Here is a 25,109-nt window from a genome sequence, read left to right on the forward strand (position 1 = left end):
GCCACAAAAAAGCCCCGCGGCCGGTGGGCAGCGGGGCTTTTTACATTAGTTCGAACTCAGTACTAGGCAGTAGGCACTAGGTCAGCCCTACCCCCCTCACACTGGCCGAAGCCGGCTTACAACGTGTCGTCGCCGTCTTCGGGGCCGCTCATATCCACGGGGATTACGTCGGTATCGCCCTTGGCCATCGCGCGGATTTTGGCCTCGATGGTATCGGCTAGCTCGGGGTTATCGAGCAACAGCGTTTTAACGGCTTCGCGGCCCTGACCGATTTTGTTGCCGTCGTAGCTGAACCACGAGCCCGATTTGCCAATGATGCCCATATCCACGCCCAAGTCCACGATTTCGCCGACTTTGGAAATGCCCTGGCCATAGATGATATCAAACTCGACCACTTTGAAAGGCGGCGCGACTTTGTTTTTCACCACTTTCACCTTGGTGCGGTTGCCGGTCACGTTGTCCTTGTCTTCCTTAATCTGGCCGATGCGGCGGATGTCGAGGCGCACCGAAGCGTAGAATTTCAGGGCGTTACCGCCAGTCGTGGTTTCGGGCGAGCCGAACATCACGCCGATTTTTTCGCGCAGCTGGTTGATGAAGATACACAGGCAATTAGTCTTGTTAATCGTGCCGGTGAGCTTGCGCAGGGCCTGGCTCATGAGGCGGGCGTGCAGGCCCACTTTCGAGTCGCCCATGTCGCCTTCGAGTTCGCCTTTCGGCACGAGGGCCGCCACGGAGTCGATTACAATGATGTCAATCGCGCCGGACGAAATGAGCTGGTCGGCGATTTCGAGGGCTTGCTCGCCGTTGTCGGGCTGCGCGATGAGCAGGTTGTCCACGTCAATGCCCAACTTCTTGGCGTAGGTCGGGTCAAAGGCGTGCTCGGCGTCGATGAAAGCGGCGGTGCCGCCGGCTTTTTGGGCCTCCGCGATGGCGTGCATCGTCAGGGTCGTCTTGCCGCTCGACTCGGGGCCGTAGATTTCGACCACGCGGCCGCGGGGCAGGCCGCCGATGCCCAGGGCAATATCCAGCGAGAGCGAACCCGTGCTGATGGACGGCACATCGTTTACCTTCTGGTCCGAGAGCTTCATCACGGTACCTTTGCCGAAGGCTTTGTCCAGCTTCTCCATCGTCAGCGCGAGGGCTTTGGCCTTCTCGGTGGCGGTGCTGGAGGGACCAGTTTTGTCAGCTTTCTCGACCGTTTCTGTTTTTTCGGCTTTTTTGGTTGCTAAGGCCATGAAGGAGGGGGGAGGAAAATAAACTTAAAGTTTGTAAAACTACGGTATTTTAGTTTACCACCGATACGCAGCGCAGCAGGGGGGTAGGCCCCGCTACCGTTCTGTTTTAGGTGGCCATTTCTAACGCAGCCGCCGCCGGTTTTGTGCCGGATAGGGCGCAAATTTATGAGGAAATTTCTAAAAATTTTAGTTAGCGTTGGGGCTGTGTTATTTATGGCCTTGCCAGCCTGGGCGCAGCTGGATAACCGGGCGTTTACGTCGCCTACGCCGGGTAGGGACCGTACCAGCACGGAAGTTTTGCCGGTCACAGAAGACCCGGAAGAGTTAGACACGCATGCGACACCCGCACAAGGCGACTTGCGCATTTCCCTCAACGCCTTCACTTTCCTCAAAGACAACGAATATTTCAACGATATTGTCGAAGGCTACACGCTATTTGGCACGCAACTGAACCCGCAGCTCGTTTACTACCCCACCAAAGACCTGCGGCTTGAAGCCGGCGTTTTCCTCTGGAAAGACTTCGGCAACCCGGTGCTGAAGCAGGTGCGCCCCACCTTCCGCGCCACCTGGACGCACGGTAGCAGCCAGTTTATTTTCGGCAACATCAAGGCCAATCTCAACCACGGCTACATCGAGCCGCTAATGGACTTTGAGCGCGTGATGCTAAAGCCGTTGGAGGAAGGCATGCAGTACCGGCTGAACACCAAGCGCGTGTTTCTGGATGCGTGGGTGGACTGGCTCAAGCAGGAATATCCGGGCGTGAATTACCAGGAGCAGATTGCCGGCGGCCTCAGCAGCAGCTTCCGCGTGAGCGGCGACAACAGCCCAGTGGATATCTCGATTCCCTTCCAGTTTACGGCCCGGCACCACGGCGGGCAGATTGATACCCTGCACATTCCGGTGCAAACGCTCTTCAACTACGCCAGCGGGGTAGTGGCCCGGCTGCCGCTGCACGGGTCAGTTTTCCAGGCCGTGCGGCTCAATGCCTACGGAGTCTCTTTCAGCGACCACTCGGGGCTGTTTCTGCTGCCTTATAGCAGCGGCAATGCGCTGTATCTCAACGGCACGCTCGAAACCCACTACGGGGACCTGATGCTCAGCTACTGGCGCGGGCACGATTTCTACGCGCCGTTTGGTGGGTCTTATTACGAATCAGTGGCCTCGCGCTACGGCACGCCCGGCTTCACGGATGGCGAGCGCCGCCTGCTTTTCGTGCGCCTGCTGCGCGATTTCCGCATCTCCGACGCGGCGGCCGTGACGGTGCGCGTGGAGCCGGTCTATGACTTCAACCGGCAGCTGCTTGACTATTCGTTCGGCGTCTATTTCAATTTCCGGCAAGACTGGCTGCTCGGCAACTTGGCCCGCCGGGTGAGGGTAGGGCAGTAAGTTAATGACTAATAACGAGGGGCTACTGACTACTGTCGTTCTTCGTTTAGAACGACAGTAGTCAGTAGTCCCTCGTTATTAGTCATTAACTCAACTACATGCTGCTCATCATCTTGCCTTTTTTGCTTTTCATTTTCACGTCTTTCACCTGGCCGTCCATCATCACGCACTGGCCGTTGTGCAGCATCATGGTCTTGCCGCCGCGCATTTCTACTTTGCCGTCGGTCATCACTTTGGTGCCGTTGTTCATGGTCATGGTTTCGGTCATGGCCATTTTTTTGCCGTCCTGCATGCGCATCATCTGGCCGCCGGTCATCATGGCGCAGTCTTCCATGCCCTTGCTAAGCATGCGCTTGTCTTTGGTAGGCATGTGGCCTTCTTCCTTCGCAACGGGAGTTTGGGCGTGAGCCAGCGTGATGGTGCAGGCTAGGGCTAGCGCGGGAGCGAATTTTAGGAGCGGCTTCATAAGAATGGGGGGGTAGGGAATTGACAACTGGCCAACTTCCTACTCTAAACGGATTATCTACTAAGACGTTGTGCGTAGCTACGGCCGCGTTGCGGCATTGGTAGGTGCCGCGGCGCGCATAAAATGCAGGATGGTAGAAGCTGGCTCGGGCTGCCGCCGAAAATGAAGGCGCAGCCAGCCCGAAGCCCCCGGCAGCTTCTGCGCCGCAAAGCCCAGCGCGCGGGCCACTGCCTGCCCGCGCAGGTTGTTGGCAAAGCAGCGAATGAGCAGTTGCCGCGCGCCCAGCGCTTCAAAGCCAAACTCGCAGATGGCCGCCAGCGCCTCGCGGGCGTAGCCCTGGCCCTCGGCCTCGGCGGCCAGGTAGTAGCCAATCTCGGCCTGCCCGTGCCGTTGCGGCATCAAGCAGATATCGCCCAGATAGTCAAGGCTTTCGCGGTGCCAGATGCCCAGCACGTAAAACCGGCCGGTTTGCCAGTCGTCGGCAAAGGCGGCGAGCTGCACCGGCGCATCGGCCAGACTGCGCACGGCCCGCAGGCGGTCGGGAAACGACGCGCGCAGCCGCGCGCGGCTACGGTCGATTAATGCAAAAAATGCCTCCGCGTCGGTGGGCTGGTAAGCCCGGAGCAGGAGTCGCGGCGTTGCCAGTAAAGTAGTTACAGGAATAGAAACAGGCATCACTAGCTTACTCAGAAAACAGCAACCGGACTGCCGCTTGCCCGGTGGCAGTGGGAAAAGGATAGGAATTCGTTGTACGCATGTAGTCGTTTAGAAAGTCGTTAGAGCGTCATTCCGAGCTTGCTGAGGAATCGCGCTCGCATCATTGAACGAGACCCGAACGACCGCGAGCGAGATTCCTCAGCAAGCTCGGAATGACGTTCTGCTTTGCAGCCTACGCCGCTATGACTATAAACAACCTTGGGGAGTAATGATAGTTACGCTAACACCAACCAGCATGCTGCCCAGCACCTTATGAAGCAAAAAGAGGGGGTAGGGATACTATCCCTACCCCCTCTTATATAGCTAATGGGCGGCTAGTCAGCGTATTGGCGGGGGCTGCCCAGGGCCTGCTGGGTGCGCATCACGTTCACCTGCCGGGCCGCCTCGTTGAAAAATTCGAGCCGGCGAATCAGCATTTCCTTGGTGAAAACGCGGCCTTCGGGCGTGCGCATGATAGATTTTTGGTCGGCCAGCACGCGCTGCATGGCCGCCAGCACCTGGTCTTCGTGGCGCATAAACTGCTGCTGAAACTCGGCCAGCCGCGCCACGCCCGTGGCCGTGAGCGTAAAGTGCTCGCCGGCACCCTGGTTCAGCACTTCGCACAGCACATATACTTCCAGTGGCAAGCTGGTGTCGAGCGAGGTGGTGCGCAGGTCGAGGCCGGCTGCCAGCGCGTCGAGAATAATGCGCACGTTGCGCTCAAATTGTTGGTAGTACGCTTGGGCTTCCATATTTTCCAATTATGAATTAGAAATTAAGAATTATGAATTAAAACGAGGTTGCTCTGGGCAATTCATACTTTCTAATTCATAATTCCTAATTAAATCAAAGTAGTTCTTTCACAATCTGTTCCACTGTCACGCCTTCGGCCTCGGCCTTAAAATTGCGCACGATGCGGTGGCGCAGGATGGGCAAAGCTACGGCGCGCACGTCCTCGATATCGGGCGAATACTTGCCGTTGAGCAGCGCGTTGCACTTGGCCGCCACCACGAGATACTGGCTGGCGCGGGGGCCGGCGCCCCATTCGAGCAGCTGCTTGGCGCGGGGCGCGGCGCGCTCGCCCTGGGGGCGGGTTTTGTGCACGAGGTTAACGGCGTATTCCACCACGTTGTCGGCCACGGGCACGCGGCGTACCAGCGACTGATAAGCCTGAATATCAGACGAATGCAGCAGCTTGTTAACCACAGGCTTGCGGTCGGAGGTTGTGTTTTTGACGATGTTCAGTTCTTCCTCGTAGCTAGGGTAGCCCAGCTGGATATTGAACATGAAGCGGTCGAGCTGCGCCTCGGGCAGGGGGTAGGTGCCTTCCTGCTCAATCGGGTTTTGGGTGGCCAGCACGAAAAACGGGCGCGCCAGTGGGTAGCGCTGCCCGGCCACCGTCACGGCGTATTCCTGCATGCTTTCGAGCAGCGCGGCCTGGGTTTTGGGCGGCGTCCGGTTTATTTCGTCGGCCAGGATGATATTGGCGAAAATCGGCCCCTTCACAAACTGAAACTCGCGCTGTTGCGTCAGCGTCTCCGAGCCCACGATGTCGCTGGGCATCAGGTCGGGCGTGAACTGGATGCGGTTGAAGCTCAGGTCGAGCGAGTCGGCGATGGTCTGAATGAGCAGCGTTTTGGCCAGGCCCGGCACGCCCACCAGCAGGCAGTGGCCCTGCGCAAACACGGCCGTCAGCACCAGCCGCACCACCTCATCCTGCCCCACGATGACCTTCCCGATTTCCAGCCGCAATTGCTGGTAGGCGCGGGCCAGCGAGTCGGCCGCTTCTTTGTCGTTTTGAAATGGAGCCATTAGAAATCAAATAACACGAACAAAGAACGTCATGCCGAGCTTGCCGAGGCATCTCGCTTGCGCCGTTGGAATGCTAATCCAACGATTCGGGCGAGATGCCTCGGCAAGCTCGGCATGACGTTCTGCTTCAATAGATTTTATTACTCGGTGCTGGCGGTCAGTACTTTACACTGCGCATATTCTGGGGCTACTTCTAGGTACACGGTGCTGCGGTTCTTCTCGTACCAGTCGTCCAGCGCACGGCTCTTTTTCTGCGACAGCGCGGCCTGCGATATTTTCTGATAGTCGTCGAGCAGGTTAGCTTGGTGAGGCGGAGTGTTGCTCTTAAGGTACAGAATGCGCATGGCGTCCTTGCCGTCGTCGGTGCGGTAGGGTAGGGGCGGGGTAATGTGGCCAACTTTCATCGTATCGATAATGAAGAAGATGGCCGGGTCAAGCTTATCAAGTGGCAGCCTGGAGCCGCCGTCCTGGCGGTTGGCCAGCAGGCCGCCGTTGGCCGCGCTTATTTTATCGGTGCTGAAATCCTTGGCGGCCTTGGCAAAAGTGATGCTATCCTTTAGAATCTCGCGGCGGATGCGAGTGAGCTTGGTGGCGGCCACGCTGGCGTCGGCCGTGCCAGTAGCAGGCTTGAGCAGAATGTGGCGCGTCGAATACGAATCGCCCTTACGCTCAATGAATTGAATGAGGTGAAAACCGAACTGTGACTCCACTACCGGCGACAGCTGGCCGGGCTCCAGCTTGCGCGAGGCGGCCTCGTATTCAGGCACCAGCTCGCCTTTTTTGAAGAAGCCCAGGTAGCCGCCCTGCGCTCCCGAGCCGGGGTCCTGCGAATATTTCTTGGCCAAATCCTCGAAGCTTTCACCGGCCAGCACCCGCGCCCGCAGGTCGTTGAGCTGGGCAATGGCCGCCTGCTTGGCCGCGTCGTTCACCTGGGCCGGAATCACAATCTGGCCCACTTCTACTTCCGTCGAGAAGTACGGAATGCTGTCTTTGGGCACTTTGTCGAAGTATTCCTTTACTTCGCGGGGCGTCACGGCTACCTTGCCCGCAATCTGCTCCTGCATTTTTTGCTGCACCAGCTGGTCGCGCACCTGTGAGCGCAGGTCTTCCTTGAGCGCTCGCACGGGCTTGTTGTATAATTCCTCCAGCTTTTTCTCCGAGCCTACCTGCTGCACGAAGTAGTTCATGCGGCGGTCGAGCTCGCTACCCACCTGCGCGTCAGTTACGGTTACGGAGTCCACATCGGCGCGGGCTATCATCAACTTATTGAGCACCAGGCTTTGCAATATTTTGCAGCGCAGGTCGGGGGGTAGGGGCTTGCCCTGGGCGCGGGCCTGCTCCTGGGCCATAATGCCCTCAATCTCGGAGCGCAGAATAATCTGGTTGTCCACCTTCACCACGATGCCGTCCAGAATCTGCTGGCCGCGCGGGCGGCTCATGCCCAACTGGGCAAAGCTGGCGTGGGGCAGGGCCAGGGCGGCCGTTAGGGCGATTAGAGAAAGGGCGGAAAGCCGCCGAAAAATACGTTGCATAAAATACGGAGTCACAAAACGGCCCAGAGGTTGCCGCCGCTATAAAAGGTTTTTTCCAGTTCCTGGTTCCTTATTGGGGCTTGGGGCTTGGATATTGGTATTTGGGTCGTTCAAAAATCTTCAAGCACTAAGCCGCAATACCCAAGCCCCAAAAACTATTTTGTCACCAGCTTCGTCACCTCTTCCTCGTTCACCTTCACCGGATATTGCTGGCGTAGCTGCTCAATCCACTGTTTTTCGAGGTAATTCTGGTAGTCGCTCGTGGCCTGGCCGCGGGCATCGCCCAGGGCTTTAGGGCCGGCCGGCAGGCTTTGGTTAACAATGATGGCGTAGTAGCGGCCGTCGTGCTGGGTGGTGTAGGTGCCGGCCGGGCGGGTAAGGTAGTCGTCCATTACCTTATTGTCGCCCTTCTGAAAGGTACGCTGCTGAATCTGCACCGCCAGCGGATTTTGTTGGTTGAGGTTGGTTTCGAGTGCGGTAGGTAAGTTGCTGAAAAATGCCACGCGGGTATCACCAGTGGCCGTGGCGGCTGGGCTGCCGGGTGCGACCGCGAGGCGGCGGCGAGCAATTTTACCCGTCTTGGCTAGGTATTCGATAGCCGCCGTTGTGCGCTGGCGGGCCAGCGTGGCGCTCTCGCCCTTGCGGATATGACCGGCCACGGTCACGGTCAGGGCCGTGTCCTGGCCCAGGCGGCGGGCCACGTCATCGAGTACGGTCGAGCCGTTGCTGGTGGCGGGGGTAGCAGTGCCCAGCTTGAAATGCACCAGCGCTGAGCCGGTTTTGCCAGCTACGGCGTAGCGCCCGGCCGGCATTTCGCGCTGCGCGCGGGCCAGCAGCTGCGGTGAGGCGGCCGAAACGACCGTGCCCCGTGCCCGCTGCCCAAACTGGTAGTTGGCTTGGTTGGCCATGAAGAATTTCTTCAGGCCCGCCGTGTCTTCAATAGCCTTGCTCCACACCTTATTATCCATCAATTGAAAGAGCAGAATGCCGTCGCGGTATTCCTGCACCAGCATGCGGTAGTCTTCATACTTGGTGGGCAGGCTGGCTTTCTCAAAGTCGGTCAGGCTCTGGTCCACGTACTGGTCGTAGAGCTGCTGCATGGCAAACTGCGGCGTGGCCGTGGGGCGCGGGCGCTGGTTTTGCTGCGCAAAAGCCAGGAAGTCGGTCACCGGGTAGGGCTTATTCATAATGGTGAACAGCGGCAGCTTGTCGCCGCCCGCCTTCACGGTTTTTTTCGAGGCTTTGGCACCGCTGGCCGTCATGGTAGCGGGGTTGAACTTGTAGCGGCCCTTCACCAGCGCCGTGTCGGCCTGGGCAAACGCCAGCTCCTTGGCCGCCGGAATCTCCCGGAACTGGTCCTCCTGCCGGATGCGCTTGAGGAACGCCGCCCGGTTCAGCTCCGAGCGCGAGTCCTTGGCTACCTTGCTCTTAAGCGTCGGCTCCAGGGTAGCGAAGGGGGGTAGGGGCTGCTTTTCGATGAGCTTGATGATGTGCCAGCCGTAGGGCGTTTGCACCGGCGGGGCAATGTCGCCGGGCTTTTGCAGCTTAAACGCGACTTCCTCAAACGACGGAATCATGCGGCCCGTGCCGAAAGGCGGCAGCTCGCCGCCGTTAGGTGCCGAGCCGGCATCTTCCGAAAACTGCGCTACCAGCTTGTTCCAGTTCTCGCCTTTGCGCAGGCGGGCATACAGCTCATTAATTTTCTTGTGGGCCGCCGCCGAGTCGGCCTTGGGCGCCTGGGGCGTCACGCGCACCATCAGGTGAGCTACTTTGATTTCGCCCTGCGCCGCGCGGCGGTCATTCACCTTAATAATATGGTAGCCGAAGCGCGTGCGAATGGGTTGGCTCACCTGCCCCACCGGCGTGCGGTAGGCCGCCGACTCAAACGGATACACCATCTGCATGGCAGTGAAATAGCCGAGCTTGCCGCCATTCTCCTTGGCCGAGGGGTCTTCGCTACTGGCGCTGGCCACGGTGCCAAAATCCTCGCCGCTCGTCACGCGCTGGCGCAGGGCCATTATTTTCTGGTAAGCGGCCAGCGTGTCGGCCGGCGTCGCGTCGGGGGCCACGCGGATGAGAATGTGCGAGGCATTCACCTCCTGGCTCATGCGGTCGTAGGCCTCATGCACGAGCTGGTCGGTCACGCCCTTCTCGGTGAGGTAGGGCTGGGCCAGCTGCTGCTTATAGCCATCGAGCTCGCGCCGAAACGCCTGGGTAGTGTCGAGGCCATGCTTCTCAGCATCCAGCACTTTTAGCCGGAAGTTGGTATAGAGCGTAAGGTAGTCCGTCACGCTCGGGCGGGTGCCGTAGTCGGCGGCCGTGCCATTATTCTTCTTATAGACGTAGGCAAACTCGCGGGCCGGCACCGGGTAGGTGCCCAGCGTTTCGATGGCGGGCCCGGCAGCTACCGGCAGGGCCATTGCCGCGCCGGTGGGCAGAGTGGTGGCAGTGGTAGGCTTGCTGGTTTGGCAGGCAGCCAGCTGGAGCAGCGTGGCGGCAGCGGCCCCAGCCAACGGAAGGCGGGAATGCATAGACAAATGGAAACTACTGGCCGAGGTAAAGCGGGCGGTAAAACGCAACGCTTCGGACACAATGCTGGTACAATTTTACGAACAAATTAGCGCTCCGTGCGCCGGGCGTACTGAGTTAAGAGTTAAAAGTTAAAAGTGAAGAGGTCAGGACTTGCGCAAAAGACGTTTGTCGTTGCGTAAGTCCTGACCTCTTCACTCTTAACCCTCAATCAACTGCCGGTGCGGAGGCCCCTCTGGACGCACCACGGGCAGCCGGCTCTACTTGCCGGCTGCCCGCTGCGGATGTGGCTCGGAAAAAGTGAGTACGCTACAGCAATTCCTTGCTTAAATGACAGACGGTGTGCGAGTTGCGCTCAAAAAACTCTACCCGGTCCATAATGCGCGACACCAGGGCCATGCCCATGCCCCCTCGGCGGCCTTGCTGAATGTAGGCCCGCAAGTCGGGGGTAGGGACTTTGCCAGGCGGCAAAAACAGCGTGGTGCCGTTGTCCTCAATCTCGATGTCGAGTCGCTGGTCGGCCAGCACCAGCAGCAAATCCAAGAACTGAGTCGTGTCTTCGCCGTTGGCGTGAATGATGAAATTGGCCACTACCTCGTCCACCGCTAATACTACCTGATTCACTATCAACTCACTACGATTAGTCGCCAGCAAAAAGCCGCGCACGAAGTCACGCACCTGCTGGAGGTTGTGGCGTGAGCAGGTAATGCGAATGCGGTCTTGCATAACAAGTAGTGGTTGAGCGATTTAGTGAGATGGTGAATTGTCGTTAGACATAAACTCGCCATTTCACTAAATCACGACCTCACCGATTAGGCGGCTTTGGCCTCCTGCTCGGTCGATACGATGGTCATCAGGGAATCAAGACCTAATATTTCGAAGACGTTAAATACTTTCTCCTGCATATTGTAGAACACCAGCTTCACGTTGGAATCCTGCAAGCGCTGCAAGTGCGAGATAAACACTCCCAGGCCCGCCGACGAGATGTAGCTAAGGCGCTGGCAATCAATGAGCACTTTCTTGTATTTGAGCAGCTCGGGCTTATTCAGCTCCGTGTCGAGCACTACGGCCGAAGAAGCGTCCAGCTCGCCGTCCAGGATAAGCGTGAGGGTAGTGTCGGTGGGTTGCGTGGTTACTTTCATAATAGGCTCCATACGGGGGAGCTACGGTTGGGGTTGAGCCGACTTAAACTTGATAACGAGCAGCGTTTGGTCATCGTGGAGGGGTAGGCCCTTGCTAAATTCCTGCACGTCCTGACGGATATACTGGTTTATCTCTTCAGCGGATTGATAGAAGCATTGCTCCAGCATCAAAGCCAGGCGCGCCTCGCCATACTCGTCGCCCTCGCCGTTGCGCGCCTCCGGAATGCCGTCGGTGTAAATCACCATCACGTCGCCGGGGTTGTAGTCCCAGAATTGGGTTTTGACGTGGCGGCCGTAGCTGGCGTCGCGTAAAATCCCCAGGCCCAGGCCTTCGCTCTGAAAATAGCTAACCTCCTCTTTGATAGAGTGATAATACAGCGTGTGGCAATGTCCGGCGCGGGCAAAGCTAAAGCCACCCGCCTCGTAGTCAATCAGGTAAAAGGAGGCCGTGATGAACGACGAGCGTTCGAGGCAATGGGTGAGGGCCTCGTTGGCCAGCACCATGAAGCGGTGCGGGTCGGGGTAGCGGTCGCGGTCCTTTTTGGCCAGCGGGTTGGGCTGCATCAGGGCGTGGAAGATGCCCTTCATCTGGGCCGTGTGGAAGGCGGCCGTCACGCCCTTGCCCGACACGTCGCCGATGAGCACGGCTAGGCGCTGACCCGGCAGGTGCAGAAAATCATAAAAATCACCGCCGACCTCCTTTGCCGCCTGAGCGTAGGTGCTGATTTCAAACCAGTTGTCGGTGGGCAGGTGCTTCGGAATCAGCCGTTCCTGCACCAGCGCCGCGATGCGCAGCTCGTCCTGGGCGCGCTGGCTCACGCGGGCTTCCTGGGCCAGCTGCAGGTTTTCGAGGCTGAGAACGGTTTGCGTCGTGAAGGTGTGCAGAATACTCAGGTCTTCGGGGTCGAAGCCGCTCAACTCTTCTTTTAGCAACACCAGCACGCCATAATCGTGGGTGGGGCTGCGCAACGGCAGCACGGCCGCCGAGCAGTAGCGCTTGCTCAGGCCCGTGAAGCGCTGCGAACGGTTTAGGTCATTGTCAATCAGCTCGTTTTGCCCGGCGGCGAGCAAAGAAGGAAGTTGAGTGCGCAGCGTGTCGAGGTCAGTCGGCGTTAGTTCGTGGGCGAGGGGAGGGGGGGTAGGGCCGGCCAGCTCAGCGGGCTGCGGCTGGGCATCGAGCCAGGCCGCATCGGCCCGGATGGTTTGCACCGCCGAAGTAAACAGCGCCTGGTAAATTTCCGGGGCCGTCTGGCCGCGCTGGATAATCTGGCTCAGCTGCTGCAGGCTGAGAATTTCGGCTCGCCGCTGCTCATATACATCGGCGATGGGCAGGTTGAAAAATGACACCAGCAGCCCAGCTACGGCATAAAACACCGCGAAAAAAGCCGCCAGCACCAGAAAAGCCTGTTGCGTGGGCGGGGCCAGCAGCGCGGGGGTGGCCTGCGCCCCGCGCAGGTAGAGCAGGAAAAGCACCAGAAAGCTCAGCATCCCCAGCTGGAGCATAATGGCCTGGAGCTTCTGCCCCTGGCTGAGATAGGCAATCCAGCGCTGATGGCCGCTCAAATACACGCCAAACAGGCCCAAACCCAGGATGGTCCCCACGTAGAGGAAAGCCGGAATCTGCCACACGAATAGCAGCAGCGCCGCGCCCAGCAGCAGCTCAAATGCCAGCCACTCGCGCCGGAGCTTGGCCGAACTCCTGAACTGCACCAGTGAGCGCCAGGTATAAAACGTTTGCGCCAGGAGTAGCGTAAATAACGCCAGGTTGAGGGTATAGCCCACGGCCATCATCAGGCTGCCGGGCAGGGGTAGGGAATGGGACGCCGTGAGCCGCTCAAGGGTCCAGACGGCCACCAGCCCCGCCGTGAGCACCAGCCCGCGCCAGAACAGGCGGCGCAGGACCGCAATAAACCCGTGGCCCCGCAGCGCATCGGGCTGCAGGCGGACATACATAAAAATGCTGGCGGCAAAGCTGCCCTGCGCCAGCAGCAACAGCCAGCGCGGCCAGCTGGCCGGCAGGCCCAGCACCGGACGCCCCTGGCTAATCGTGCCGAATAGCAGCAGCAGCCAGCACACGGCGGCTACTACCAATAGCCAAGCAGGGCGGCGAAATTTTAGCATAGACTACCAAAGCGAGAACAAAGCAAAACAACTTCCCTACCCCATGCCCTCCGTTATCTAGCCAGCGAAGGCAAAACGCAAAACTACGCGTCGGGCGTCAAGTGTAGGGCAAGCTTCAGCTTGCCTTACACTTGTTACCGGCTCGAATAATTCGGGGCCTCGCGGGTAATCTGCACGTCGTGCGGGTGGCTTTCGCGCAGGCCGGCCCCGGTGATGCGCACGAACTGCGCGGCCTGCAGGGCCGCCATGTCGGGCGCGCCCACGTAGCCCATGCCGGCGCGCAGGCCGCCCGCCATCTGGTACAGCACTTCGCCTACCCCCCCTTTGAAGGGCACGCGGCCCACGATGCCCTCGGGCACCAGCTTCTTCACGTCGTCTTCGGCATCCTGGAAATAGCGGTCCTTCGAGCCGTCTTCCATCGCCTCCACCGAGCCCATGCCGCGGTAGGTCTTATACTTGCGGCCTTCGTAAATAATCAAATCGCCGGGAGCTTCCTCGGTGCCGGCCAGCAGCGAGCCTACCATCACGGCGGCGGCCCCGCCGGCCAGCGCCTTCACGATATCGCCCGAAAACTTAATGCCGCCGTCGGCCACGATGGTCGCGCCGGTGCCGGCCACGCCGCGCGCCGCCTCCAGCACCGCCGACAGCTGCGGCACGCCAATGCCGGCAATGATGCGCGTGGTGCAGATGGAGCCCGGCCCTACCCCCACCTTCACCACCTCCGCGCCGGCATCGGCCAGGGCGCGGGCGCCGGCGGCCGTGGCCACATTGCCCGCCATAATATCGAGGGTAGGATATTCTTGCTTGAGCATCCGCACGGCGTCGAGCACGCCCTTGCTGTGGCCGTGGGCCGTGTCGATGCTGATAATATCGACGCCCGCCTCCACGAGGGCGGCCACGCGCTGGAGCAGGTCGGCCGTGACGCCCACGGCGGCCCCCACGCGCAGGCGACCCTGGCCGTCTTTGCTAGCCTGGGGCGAGCGGCGGCGCTTGCGAATATCCTTGTACGTCATCAGGCCGGTGAGGCGGCCGTCGGCATCCACCAGCGGCAGCTTGTCCACCTTGCTGTCTTGCAGCATGTTTTCGGCGGCCGTTTGGTCGATGCCGGCGGGAGCCGTCACGAGGCGGGCCAGCGGCACCATCACCGTGGTCACGGGCGCTTCAAAATCTTTCTCGAAGCGCAGGTCGCGGCTGGTGAGAATGCCCACCAGGCGGCGGTCGGCTTCCACCACCGGAATGCCGCCGATGTTGTGCTTGCGCATCAGCTGGCGGGCGTCGGCCAGCGTGGCGGAGGGGGGTAGGGTGAACGGGTCCTGAATCAGGGCCGACTCACTGCGCTTCACGCGCCGCACCTGTTCGGCCTGTTTGTGGATGCTCATATTCTTGTGCACGATGCCCAGGCCGCCGGCCTGCGCCAGCGCAATGGCCATGTCGGCTTCCGTCACGGTGTCCATCGCGGCCGAAATGAGCGGCAGGTGCAGCCGAATGCTGGGGGTGAGTTGGGTGCCGGGGTCGCAGTCGCGGGGTAGGACCTCCGAGTAAGCGGGCAGCAGCAGAACGTCGTCGTAGGTGAGGGCCTCGAAGGCGATTTTGGGGGTGGCGTGGTCGGCCATAGCAACAGGGGTTTAGCAGAAAACCTTATTGCCAGACAAATATACGGCGGATTATGGCGACGGACGCCTATTATTTATCGATAAGGCATTTAACTATGCTCCTTCACCTGTCGTTTAAGAAGCAAGCGTTTCACGCTGAATAATCACTCCTTAAAAACCTTCTGCAATGGGTAAGACCCTTCTTCGGCACATTCTGCCCCTCGTCGTGCTCGGCACGCTCACCCTTTCTGCGTGCGTAGTGCACGAACATGACCGGGGCCATCGTGACCGCGGCTACCACGACCGTGGCTACCGCGACCGAGGTCACAACTATTAAATAAGCCAGCGAAAGGACCAAAAAAAAGACCCGCCCCAAGCGGGACGAGCCTTTCCAACAGGTTCCTTTTCCACAAGAAAACCAAAATCGTTTACCAGTTAACCAATGCAATACTTATGCCAGAAGTGCGGAACATGATGCCGCCGCCTGGCCTGTCAGCGCGCGTGGGGCAACTGCTCCACGCGCTTTTTTGGCAGTTGATAGGACAAAGCTAAGCCAGCGACTGGATAAAAACCTATTAAGAGTCGCTCAGTTCTCTTTTATTCTCGCTGAACGCTAGGTGCGGTTAACTGAACAGGGGTAAGGGGTTAGCCCGGCAATTCGGCACCTTCGCCGGTGGCGGGGCGGCCCTGCGCCGCCGAATAGTGGCGGTGCAGCCAGCTGCTGAGGCCACCGAGGCCCGGCATCAGCACGCGCTCCGTGATGTTGGCTTGGTCGAGTTTATCGCGCACTTCCCACTTCAGGCGGGCAGGCAGGCGAATGCGAAAATATAATTCGGGGTGCTGGGCCAGCCAGGTGTGTAGCATGGATTCGGGCGTGCTCATCAGCGAAAAAAGGGCGTACTGATGCACGATGCGCGCATCGAGCGACGGCGGCTCCAGGAATAATACAAACGGCTCGGCTTGCAGGTTGGCCAAGTCGCGCAGGCCGGGCAGGGTAGGGGCCAGTAGCTCGGTGGTAAACACGTTGGAACCCTCGCTGGCCAGGGCTTCGCGCAAGCGGGGGGGGAGGTGCTCGGCCGCCTTCACGTAGTTCAGGGCCCAGATAATGCCGTCCTGGTGATAGGCGTTCAGGTCGTCGGTGGCAAAGTGCAGCGCTACGTAGGGCGAGTACGTCCAGTCAAGCAGGCGGGTAGGCAGGCCGTGGTGCTGAGCCAGAGCCAGCCAGTCCCAGGTGGTGGCGCTGGGCGGGGTAGTGGTGTCGCGGGCGTACTTGCGGAAGTTGCGCAGCAGGTGATGTTCCAGCTCCTGATAACTACCGCCGAGACGTTGCAGACTGGTGCTCAGCGAGTAACCAAAGCTGCGCATCCCGCGGTACACGAACGGCGAGCGGTAGCGCCCCAGCCGCGCATCCCAGGTTTCGTGAAACAGCAGGTCTTGCAGCTGCTGCCAGCTCTCGGCTTCAAAATCGTTGGGGGCAGGCGGGGTAGCAGTGGGCATAGGGTGAAGGTACGGCTGGGGGTAGTGTGGCTTAGGCTGTTCGGATTAAAAAGAACGTCATGCTGACGACAGGAAGCATCTCGCTCGCATCATTGGAATTACTATCCCAATGGCGTGAGCGAAATGCCTCCTATCGTCAGCATGACGTTCTTACTTATCCTAAAATCAACTGCTTAATTAATTAGGAAAATCTGCGCCGTTGCCGATGTGGGCGTACTGCTCGATTTCCTGCTTTATCTGGGTGAATTTATCCAGCGCGCCCTTCACGGCCGCTTTGCCGAGGGGTAGGTGCACGGGCGGATTATCCATGCGCACGAGGTCGAACATGGCCTGAGCAGCGCGCTCGGGGTCGCCGGGCTGCTGGCCGCTGGCTTTCTGAATGTTGGCCAGGTTCTGGCCGGCCGTAGCTTTATAATCAGCGATTTTGGGCTCGATATAGGTAGCCGAGCGGCCGGCCCAGTCGGTGCGGAAGCCGCTGGGCTCCACGTTGGTCACCTTGATTCCGAGCGGCCCTATCTGCTGCGCCAGGCTCTCGCCAATGCCTTCGAGCGCAAACTTAGAGGCGTTGTAAATCCCTACCCCCGGAAAAGTTTTCAACCCGCCAATGCTGGTGACGTTGATAATGTGGCCGCTCCGGCGCTCGCGCAGGTGTGGCAGCACCGCCCGTAGCACCCGCAGCGGGCCAAACACATTTACATCGAACTGCCGCTGCACTTCCTCATCGGGCACTTCTTCGATGGGGCCTAGCGAGCCGTAGCCCGCGTTATTTACAATAACGTCGAGGTGGCCCAAGGCCTTGATGGCGTCGGCCACGGCCTTTTTTACGGCGGCCTCATCGGCCACGTCGGCCACCAGGCCGATGCCATTTTTACCGGCCTGGCTGGTAAACGCATCAGCCTGCTGCTGGTGGCGGAAGGTGGCGGCTACTTTATCGCCCTGGGCGAGGGCCAGTGTGGCCAGGTGCTTGCCGAAACCGGTGCTAACGCCGGTAATAAACCAATGCTTGGTCATGAAATTACGAGAATTGAAAAACGAAAAATGCTATGCCGTAAGACGCGTCCAGCGGGACGATTGTTTGGCTGCCGCCGGGCACTTAGCCTTTTTCGCGGCCCACGGCTACCGGTGCGGGCGCTACATTTGGCGTGAGCCAGCTCAAAATAAGTTGGTCATGGTCAAGATAATCAGCTTGTTAAAAATGAATCGCTTTCGTCCTCTCCTGCTGCTGGCCGCCTGCGGCGTGGCGCTGGGCTGCGCGCCCGCCCGCGTAGCCGCTCCCCCGACTGATACATTACCAGCAAAAGCTTTGCAGCCCGTGGGCCGCTTTCAAATCACCAGCGCGGGGCAGTTGGAGCTGATAAGCTCGGCAGTTCACTTCGGCTTCACTTTTGAGGGGAAGGAATGCCAGGTTTTCGCTTCCCTACCCGGCGGGCAGGGCCACAGCTACTTGCAATACGAGCTGGACGGCGCGTACCAGAAGCGCCTGCGGGTGGAAGGCAATTCGGCCGCGCCGCTGACCATCACGGCCCCCACGGCGGGCCGGCATACGGTGTGGATTTATAAAGCCACCGAGGCCAGCACCGGCCCCCTCAACATTGAAAAAATAACCGGCGCGAAGCTCAAAGCCCTACCCGCGCCCACCGGCCCGCTCATCGAGTTTATCGGTAACAGCATCACCTGCGGGGCCGCTTCCGACCCCTCGCTAGTGCCCTGCGGCACCGGCGAATACCACGACCAAACCAACGCCTACCAAGCCTACGGCCCCCGCGTGGCCCGCGCCCTCAACGTCAACTACATCCTGAGCAGCGTGAGTGGCATCGGGGCCTACCGCACCTGGAGCCAAAGCGGCCCCACCATGCCGCAGGTGTACGAGAAGTTTGATTTCCGGGCAGATAATCCCAAGCTCTGGGATTTTACCAAATACAAGCCTGCTATAGTAAGTATTGCGCTGGGTACCAACGACTTGAGCAATGGCGACGGCAAAACGCCCCGCCTAGCCTTCGATAGCGCCTCCTTCGTGAATAACTACGCCATGTTCGTGCGCTTGGTAAAAAGCAAGTACCCACAGGCGCGCATCGCGCTGCTGAACAGCCCGATGGTCACCGGCAACAACCGCGTAAAGCTGCAAAATTGCCTGACCGCGATAAAGACGGCTACCGATGCCTCCTACCCCACCGCCCCGCCCGTAGCGCTGTTTTTCTTCGAGCCCATGCAGACCCACGGCTGCGGCGGCCACCCCGACGTGTTGGACCACGCGGTGATGGCCAAAGAGCTAGAGCCGTTTTTCAAAAAGCTGCTTTAATAAACAAGATTAAGGGTTTTTAAAAAAAAGATACTTGCTTATACGGCAGTGAGTTACGCAGTTGCCCAAGCCTATTATTTAATACCGTCACAACTTTTTTTGTACTGCTAAATGAACTCCTTGTACTAGCTTAGCAAATTCTAGGACGTTCCAAGGCGCTTTTTGGTGAGTTTGGTGGGGATGTGCTTCATCGGCTCGTCGGGCCATGGGTGGCGCGGGTAGCGGCCTTTCAGGTCCTTGCGCACCTCAAAATAACCCTTTTCCCAGAAACTGCGCAGGTCGCGGGTGACTTGCGCCGGCCTCCCACCCGGCGACAGCAGGTGTAACAGCAGCGGCACCCTACCCCCCGCCACGGTGGGCGTCTCGGTGAGGCCGAATAATTCTTGCAGCTTCACGGCCAGCACCGGCGCGGCGGGGTCGGCGTAGTCGAGGCTGACGTGTGAGCCGCTGGGCACTTCGAGGTGGGTAGGGGCTAGGCGGTCCAGCTCCTGGCGCTGGGCCCAGCCGCCGGGCAGCCGCGCCAGGAGCGGCTCCAGCAGGTCGAGGCGCTGCACCTGGTCGAGGCTCTTGAGGCCAGTCAAGTGCGGCCCGAGCCAGGCCGGCAAATCAGCCAGCAGAGTAGCTTCATCGAAAGCCAGCCACTCGGCAGACGCCTCCCCAAAATGCCGCCGCAGAAACTCCAGCCGCTGCTGAAGCTGGCGGGCGGCGGGCGTCCAGCTCAGCTTATCCAGCCCTGCCTCCTGCAAATAGCTGAGTAGCGCCTGGGCCACCAACTCGGCATTAGGCTGGCCAATAACTTTTTCTTCGAGCAGCAGCGCGCCCAGGCGGCGCACGCGGCGGCCCGTCACGCGCTGGGTGGCGGGGTCGAAGCTAACTTCCTCGGTGGTAGTTATTTGCTCCGCAAAAGCCGTTTCCAATTCTTCGCGGTCGAGGGGTGCGGCCAGCGTGGCGCGGGGCGCGCCGGCCAGCCCGGCCAAGTGCGCCACCGCAAAAAACTCGGCCTGCGGGTCCACGTCCTCGGTGCGCAGACTCACGCGCTGGCCGGTGATGAGGCGCAGGCGGTCGGGAGCTTCGCGCTGGGCCAGGCGGTCGGGGTAGGCCAGCGCCGTGAGGAGGCCAATGGGTGAATGGGCGAAGGATTGAAGGAGTGAATGGCTTTTTGGGTGGCCCAGGCGGGCTTGCATGTGGCGGGCCACGTCGCGCACGCGCTGGAGCGTAGCGTGGTGCAGCGCCAGGCCGGCCATCGGTGCCCGGCCGCTGGCCAGCGCTTCGAGCCTGAGGCGCAGGTCGGGGGGTAGGGAGCGCGGGTCATGGGGCGTGGCCCAGCGCAGCAGGTCGCGCTCGGCCAGCAGGGCGGCCAGCGCGGCGGCGGCCGGGCCGTGGCCCAGCGCCGCGCCGCGCACCACGAGGTGGCCCAGGCGCGGGGGTAGGCCGAGCTTGGCTAATTGGCGGCCGTGGGCGGTAGGTTTTGAAAAGGAGTTAAGAGTTAAAAGTGAAGAGTTAAGAGTTAAAAACTCGGCCGCTCCCTCGCCTGTCAAATCCGCATTTTTAACTCTTAACTCTTCACTTTTAACTCTTAACTCTTCTTCCAGCGCCCCCAGCCTGACCAGCAGTTCCCGCGCCTGGGCCACGGCGGCGGCCGGCGGCGCGTCCAGCCAGCGCAAACTGCCGGGGTCCGGCGCGCCCCACAGGGCCAGCTCCAGCACCAGGCCGCTGAGGTCGGCGGTGTGAATTTCGGGCGGGCGGTGGGCGGGTAATTGGGGATGCTCGGCCTCGGTCCAGAGGCGGTAGCAGGTGCCGGGCGCGAGACGGCCGGCGCGGCCCCGGCGCTGGTCGGCGGCGGCGCGGGCCACGGGCACGGTTTCGAGCGAGGTGAAGCCCGTACGCGGCGCAAAGCGCGGCACCCGCGCAAAGCCCCCGTCAATCACCACCCGCACGCCCTCGATGGTGAGGCTGGTTTCGGCGATGCTGGTGGCCAGAATGACCTTGCGCCGGCCGGCCGGGGCGGGCTTCAGAGCCGCGTCTTGCGCTTCCAAAGGCAGCTCGCCGTGCAGCAAGTGCAGGTCGGTGCCGGGGGGTAGGGAGCCGTCGAGCTTGCGGGCCACGCGCTGCAAATCGGCCACGCCGGGCAGGAACACCAGCACGTCGCCTTCGTGGGCGGCCAGCGCCGCCCGCACCTGGCCGGGCACGGTCTCGGCCAGCCGCTCGCTGGGCTTGTTGGGCAGCGCGGCGGCCCGGCGCGGGTCGAGGTAAAGGGTTTCAATCGGAAACAAAAAGCCGGCGCTGCTCACCACCGGCGCGGGCAGCCACTGCCCCAGCCGCTGCGCCTCCAGCGTGGCCGACATCAGCACGATGCGCAGCTCGGGCCGCAGCACGGCCTGCGCATCGAGCGCCAGCGCCAAGCCCAGGTCGGCGTTCAGGCTGCGCTCGTGAAACTCATCAAACACCACGCAGGCCACGTCTTCCAGCGCCGGGTCGTCTTGTAGCATTCGGGTTAAGATACCTTCCGTAATAACTTCAATGCGCGTGGCGGCCGATACTTTACTGTCGAGGCGAACGCGGTAGCCCACGGTGCGGCCCACGGGCTCGCCCAGCAGCTGGGCTAGGCGGGCGGCGGCGGCGCGGGCGGCCAGCTGGCGCGGCTCCAACACCAGAATTTTCTGGTCGGCCGGCCGCCAGGTGGCGGCCAGCAGCGCCAGCGGTACCACCGTGGTTTTGCCCGCGCCGGGCGGCGCTTCCAGCACCGCCCGCGGGCTGGTTTCGAGGGCCGCCAGCAGCTCGGGCAGGGCAGCTACGACGGGTAAATCGGGTAGGGGGGGTAGGCGAAAGTCAGTGGACACCCGCCAAAATTACACCCGCCGCAAGCGCCACAAGTCCACGCTCACGTGGCCACCCGCGTGCAGCAGCGGTCGGCCCACGGGGGTAGGCAGGCCGTGGCCTTCCACCAAATCAGACTCATAGCTCAGCAGCTCGACCTCGTGCAACGGCCAGGAAGTATGCGCGATGCGGCCCCGGTAGAGCTTGTCGCCGCGCCCCGGCCCCATGCCACCGGCCGCGTACAGGCAGTAGCGCTCGGTAAGGAAAAACGGGAGGGAGCCGGGCTCGGCGGGGGGTAGGACGGCCCCTACCCGCCAGGTAGCGGCGAAGTGGCCCTCGGGCGCGCCGTTATGCACGCGGTGGCCGATGTAGTGCAGCTCGTCGGCGGCGGGCCGCTCCAGCTTGAGATGCGCGCGGAAGTAGGGCAAATGAAAAAACGTACGCGCCGCCCACACGGCCAGCGGGTTGCTGGCATCGAGCGAAAAAAACCATACGCCCGGCACGCCATCGAGGTGCACGTAGGTGCGCACGTTCAACTCCAGAAACTCGCGCACGCCGGGCACGGGCGGCGTCACGCGACTATGCACATCCCACATCCGAAAGGGTACCACCGCCAGCCAGGCCATGCCGTCGTGCAGGTCCACTGCCAGGCGGGGGGGTAGGAGGGGCTGAATCAGCTCGGCCGGCACCGGCCAGTGCATAAAGAGCAGGTCGCCCCATTCCTGGTGCATCAGCGGCCGGCCGGCGGGGCGCTCGCGCAGGGCCAGGCGGTCGGCAAGGGTAGGGGAGGGCATGGGGTAATGACTAATGACGAGTGACTAATGCACTGACGAGTAAAAAGAACGTCATGCTGACGAAGGAAGCATCTCTACCGCGTCACTAACTTCTAACGTTAGGATTACTTACGCAGTAGAGATGCTTCGACAAGCTCAGCATGACGTTCTTATTACTAATATCAATAAACCGGCACCGTCGAATCCACTTCGCGGCTCCAGGCATCAATACCACCCCTTAAGTTAAGCAGATTTTCGCGGCCCAGGCGGTGCTGCAAATAACCCAGCGTCTGCGCCGAGCGCACGCCGTGGTGGCAGATGAGCACTACCGGCCCTTCGGCGCGGATTTCGGAGGCGCGGCGCGGCACCTCGCCCAGCGGAATGAGCACGCTGCCCGCGATGCGGCAGTAGTCAAATTCCATTTCCTCGCGCACGTCCACGAGCTGAATATTCTCGCCGGCAACGAGGCGGGCGTGCAGGGCGGCGGGGGTCAGGTCGGGTAGCATCGGGGGCAAAAGTACCGCGCCCGGCTACCTTGCGCGGCTTTTCTGCCTGTGCCCTATGCTGCTATTTGCCTTCGCCAACCTGCCCGCCGACACTCTGGCCGCTGTGCGCGCCACCACCGGCTTGGAGTGGGCGGCCGTGCTCACGGGCTTCGTCTGCGTGTGGCTGGCGGCCCGCGAGTCGCTCTGGAACTTCCCGATTGCCATCGTCAGCTGCCTGCTCTACGTGCTGATTTACTACCGGCAGGGTCTGTATTCCGACAGCGGCTTGCAGGGGATTTTCATTGCCCTGAGCGCCTACGGCTGGTATGAGTGGCGCTTCGGTGGCCGGGGCCAGACGCCCCTGCCCGTGACCCACACGCCCCTGGCCGAGTGGGCGCTGGCCGCCGCCTTCGTGCTGGCCTACACCCTGGGCGCGGGCTACTACCTGGCCCACCACACCGACTCCACCTTCCCGCATTGGGATAGCTTCACCACCGGCACCAGCATTGCCGCGCAGTTTCTGCTCATGCGCAAGCGCCTGGAAAACTGGTGGCTCTGGCTGCTGGTAGATATTATCTACGTGCCCATTCTCTGGGCCAAACACCTGTATCCCACCAGCTTATTGTACGCCCTGTATCTGGGCCTGGCCGCCTACGGCTACTGGGAATGGCGGCGCGATATGCGGGGTAGGGCCGCGGCGGCCCAGTAGTTTTTTGGTATGCAACGCATTTCCCTCACCGGCCCCGAATCGGCGGGCAAGAGCACGCTGGCGGCGCAACTGGCTGCGCACTACGGCACCGTGTTCGTGCCCGAGTTTGCCCGCACGTATCTGAAAAAAAACGGTCCCGCCTACGCCCTCCCCGACCTCGAAGCCATCGCCCGCGGCCAGCTCGCGGCCGAAGACGCGGCGGCCACCCAGGCTAACGGCCTGCTTTTCTGCGATACCGATTTGCTGGTCATTAAAATCTGGGCCGAGAATGCCTTCGGCCGCTGCCCGGCCTGGGTTTTGGCCGAATTAGTAAAGCCACGCTACGCCCTTACCCTACTGCTGGCCCCCGACCTGCCCTGGCAGCCCGACCCCCTGCGCGAGCACCCCGACCCGGCGCAACGCTGGCATTTTTATGCTTTATATAAGGCTGAATTGCAGCGGCTAAGCTGGCCTTTCATAGAAATAAATGGCCCGTCTGCGCAACGCCTGGCGCAAGCCGTGGCGGCCGTGGATGTAGCGTAAGCTTTAGCTTGTGCGTAGTAGCAACTCCAGCCCAATCGCGGCAAGCTAAAGCTTACCCTACCCCCTCATGCCTACTCTGACTTCTGCCACCGCCCGCGTCGAAATTGCCCCGCACGGCGCGGAGCTGACCAGCTTCACCAGCCTTGCCACCGGCCTGGAATACATCTGGCAGGCCGACCCCGCGCAGTGGGGCCGCCACGCGCCGCTGCTGTTCCCCATCGTGGGCAAGCTGCCCGATGATACCTATTTGCTTGATGACGAAGCGTATAAGCTGCCGCAGCACGGCTTTGCTCGCGACCAGGAGTTTCAGCTCATCTTGCAGGACGCGCACAGCCTCACATTTCAGCTCATGGCCAGCGAAGCCAGCAAAACGGCCTACCCCTTCGAATTTGAGTTGCGCGTGCGCTACGAGCTGCGCGGCAGCGTGCTCACCGTGGGCTGGCACGTGCGCAACCCGGCCGCCGCGCCGCAGGCGCTGCTGTTCAGCGTCGGGGCGCACCCGGCGTTTCGGTGCCCGCTGCGGCCCGAAGCGGGCGAGCAATTTGCGGACTACGCCTTTCACTTTGACCACCCCGTGAGCTTAGATAGGCAGCTGCTGCGCGGCGGCCTGCGCACCGGCGAAACGGCACCCGTGCCCGCGCCGAACGCGGCCCTACCCCTCACCTATGAGCTGTTTGCCGACGACGCGCTGGTGTTCAGCCACTTCGACTTTACGCGCCTGACGTTGCAGAGAGCCAACAAAACCGGCCCCTTCGTGCGGATGCAGTTCAACGGCTTTCCCTACCTCGGCCTTTGGACCAAAGGCCCCGGCGCGGCTTTCGTCTGCATCGAACCCTGGCAGGGCGTGGCCCGCCCCGCCGGCCCGCCGCAGGAGCTGCGCGACAAGGAAGGCATTCTGACGCTGGAGCCCAGCCAGGAATTTGAAGCCAGCTATTCAATTGAGATAGGGTAGAAGCCAGTTGTCATTGCGAGCGAAGCGCGGCAATCGCACCTGAACGACCGGCGCGGGTATCGTTCGGGTGCGATTGTCGCGCTTCGCTCGCAATGACAAACGGTATTATTTCTGACTCAACTCACGCATCCACCGGGCGGCGGGGGCGGTTGTAGTCGGGCTCCCAATCGTTGATGGGGCGCGAGATACCGGGGGGTAGGTCGAGGTCGGGCAGGCCGGGCTCGTGGGGCTCGCCACCGCCGTCGTCATCGCCTGAGGAAGGGGGCGGCGGAGGCAGCGTCCGCCGCTTGGGCACGACCATAAACAGCGTAAACACCGCCAGCATAACCAGCGCAAACAATAGCTGATGCATAATACGGTAGAATAGAGCGACTAAGGGGCGGGAAAAAGCGTTGCGGCGGCCGGGCCGGGCGGGCTTACTGCCAACGCAAACGGTTGGCTTGGAGTTGCGCCGGCCCGGTCCGAAAGCTAAGTTAGCGGATGCCGGGGGAAAAGCAAAGGGCGGCGACCAGGCAAAAGATGAAAATCAGGCGAAGTGCGGGCG

At 61.1% G+C, this 25,109-nt stretch carries 23 protein-coding genes; 5 read left to right on the forward strand and 18 right to left on the reverse strand.

Features of this window, described 5'->3' with window-relative positions:
• Positions 1-116: 116 nt before the first annotated feature.
• Complete coding sequence (locus A0257_16485; GenBank protein AMR29813.1) at positions 117-1,127, reverse strand: DNA recombination/repair protein RecA; 1,011 nt, start codon at positions 1,125-1,127, stop codon at positions 117-119.
• 465 nt (positions 1,128-1,592) lie between these two features.
• On the opposite strand from A0257_16485, the gene A0257_16490 reads away from it, so the two are divergent.
• Complete coding sequence (locus A0257_16490; GenBank protein ID AMR28532.1) at positions 1,593-2,621, forward strand: hypothetical protein; 1,029 nt, start codon at positions 1,593-1,595, stop codon at positions 2,619-2,621.
• Between the two features lie 94 nt (positions 2,622-2,715).
• Here the strand turns inward: A0257_16490 and A0257_16495 are convergent, their stop codons facing one another.
• The 13 genes from A0257_16495 to A0257_16555 form a co-directional block, all read right to left on the reverse strand.
• Positions 2,716-3,087 (reverse strand): hypothetical protein, encoded by a 372-nt coding sequence (locus A0257_16495; protein ID AMR28533.1) that lies wholly within the window; start codon positions 3,085-3,087, stop codon positions 2,716-2,718.
• Positions 3,088-3,165: 78 nt separating this feature from the next.
• Positions 3,166-3,762 (reverse strand): hypothetical protein, encoded by a 597-nt coding sequence (locus A0257_16500; protein AMR28534.1) that lies wholly within the window; start codon positions 3,760-3,762, stop codon positions 3,166-3,168.
• A gap of 356 nt (positions 3,763-4,118) precedes the next feature.
• Positions 4,119-4,544 carry a hypothetical protein gene (locus tag A0257_16505; protein ID AMR28535.1) on the reverse strand — a complete coding sequence of 142 codons (426 nt, stop codon included), beginning with the start codon at positions 4,542-4,544 and terminating at the stop codon, positions 4,119-4,121.
• Between the two features lie 85 nt (positions 4,545-4,629).
• A complete protein-coding gene (locus tag A0257_16510) occupies positions 4,630-5,595 on the reverse strand; it encodes an AAA family ATPase (protein ID AMR28536.1) in 966 nt (321 codons plus the stop codon).
• Positions 5,596-5,735: 140 nt separating this feature from the next.
• Positions 5,736-7,034, reverse strand: coding sequence for a peptidylprolyl isomerase (locus A0257_16515; GenBank protein AMR29814.1), 1,299 nt, complete (start codon positions 7,032-7,034; stop codon positions 5,736-5,738).
• A gap of 248 nt (positions 7,035-7,282) precedes the next feature.
• A complete protein-coding gene (locus tag A0257_16520; GenBank protein AMR28537.1) occupies positions 7,283-9,658 on the reverse strand; it encodes a peptidylprolyl isomerase in 2,376 nt (791 codons plus the stop codon).
• A gap of 307 nt (positions 9,659-9,965) precedes the next feature.
• Entirely contained in the window at positions 9,966-10,382 is a 417-nt protein-coding gene (locus A0257_16525; protein ID AMR28538.1) for a hypothetical protein, read from the reverse strand.
• A gap of 86 nt (positions 10,383-10,468) precedes the next feature.
• The gene (locus A0257_16530) at positions 10,469-10,798 is read right to left on the reverse strand and encodes an anti-sigma F factor antagonist (protein AMR29815.1); all 330 of its coding nucleotides are present in this window, start codon (positions 10,796-10,798) and stop codon (positions 10,469-10,471) included.
• Between the two features lie 21 nt (positions 10,799-10,819).
• Entirely contained in the window at positions 10,820-12,919 is a 2,100-nt protein-coding gene (locus A0257_16535; protein AMR28539.1) for a hypothetical protein, read from the reverse strand.
• A gap of 134 nt (positions 12,920-13,053) precedes the next feature.
• A complete protein-coding gene (locus A0257_16540) occupies positions 13,054-14,532 on the reverse strand; it encodes an IMP dehydrogenase (protein AMR28540.1) in 1,479 nt (492 codons plus the stop codon).
• Positions 14,533-14,662: 130 nt separating this feature from the next.
• A complete protein-coding gene (locus A0257_16545; protein ID AMR28541.1) occupies positions 14,663-14,869 on the reverse strand; it encodes a hypothetical protein in 207 nt (68 codons plus the stop codon).
• A 287-nt stretch (positions 14,870-15,156) separates the two neighbouring features.
• Entirely contained in the window at positions 15,157-16,008 is an 852-nt protein-coding gene (locus tag A0257_16550) for an FRG domain-containing protein (protein ID AMR28542.1), read from the reverse strand.
• 177 nt (positions 16,009-16,185) lie between these two features.
• Positions 16,186-17,019: a short-chain dehydrogenase/reductase gene (locus A0257_16555; protein AMR28543.1), complete on the reverse strand. Its 834-nt coding sequence runs from the start codon at positions 17,017-17,019 to the stop codon at positions 16,186-16,188.
• 184 nt (positions 17,020-17,203) lie between these two features.
• On the opposite strand from A0257_16555, the gene A0257_16560 reads away from it, so the two are divergent.
• The gene (locus tag A0257_16560) at positions 17,204-18,307 is read left to right on the forward strand and encodes a hypothetical protein (GenBank protein ID AMR28544.1); all 1,104 of its coding nucleotides are present in this window, start codon (positions 17,204-17,206) and stop codon (positions 18,305-18,307) included.
• Positions 18,308-18,447: 140 nt separating this feature from the next.
• Here the strand turns inward: A0257_16560 and A0257_16565 are convergent, their stop codons facing one another.
• The 3 genes from A0257_16565 to A0257_16575 all read right to left on the reverse strand — a co-directional run bounded on the left by A0257_16565 (position 18,448) and on the right by A0257_16575 (position 22,403).
• On the reverse strand, positions 18,448-21,147 hold the full coding sequence (locus A0257_16565; GenBank protein AMR28545.1) for an ATP-dependent helicase HrpB: 2,700 nt from the start codon (positions 21,145-21,147) through the stop codon (positions 18,448-18,450).
• Between the two features lie 9 nt (positions 21,148-21,156).
• Positions 21,157-21,918, reverse strand: coding sequence for a hypothetical protein (locus A0257_16570; protein ID AMR28546.1), 762 nt, complete (start codon positions 21,916-21,918; stop codon positions 21,157-21,159).
• 161 nt (positions 21,919-22,079) lie between these two features.
• Entirely contained in the window at positions 22,080-22,403 is a 324-nt protein-coding gene (locus A0257_16575) for a rhodanese (protein AMR28547.1), read from the reverse strand.
• A gap of 55 nt (positions 22,404-22,458) precedes the next feature.
• Between A0257_16575 and A0257_16580 the strand changes: the two genes are divergently transcribed.
• The 3 genes from A0257_16580 (at position 22,459) to A0257_16590 (ending at position 24,565) form a co-directional block, all read left to right on the forward strand.
• On the forward strand, positions 22,459-23,091 hold the full coding sequence (locus tag A0257_16580; GenBank protein ID AMR28548.1) for a hypothetical protein: 633 nt from the start codon (positions 22,459-22,461) through the stop codon (positions 23,089-23,091).
• A 9-nt stretch (positions 23,092-23,100) separates the two neighbouring features.
• Complete coding sequence (locus A0257_16585; GenBank protein AMR28549.1) at positions 23,101-23,613, forward strand: ATPase; 513 nt, start codon at positions 23,101-23,103, stop codon at positions 23,611-23,613.
• A 67-nt stretch (positions 23,614-23,680) separates the two neighbouring features.
• On the forward strand, positions 23,681-24,565 hold the full coding sequence (locus A0257_16590; protein ID AMR28550.1) for a hypothetical protein: 885 nt from the start codon (positions 23,681-23,683) through the stop codon (positions 24,563-24,565).
• 121 nt (positions 24,566-24,686) lie between these two features.
• Here the strand turns inward: A0257_16590 and A0257_16595 are convergent, their stop codons facing one another.
• The gene (locus tag A0257_16595; GenBank protein ID AMR28551.1) at positions 24,687-24,917 is read right to left on the reverse strand and encodes a hypothetical protein; all 231 of its coding nucleotides are present in this window, start codon (positions 24,915-24,917) and stop codon (positions 24,687-24,689) included.
• Positions 24,918-25,109 lie beyond the last annotated feature (192 nt).

It is taken from the genome of Hymenobacter psoromatis (assembly GCA_001596155.1).
Taxonomy (GTDB): domain Bacteria; phylum Bacteroidota; class Bacteroidia; order Cytophagales; family Hymenobacteraceae; genus Hymenobacter.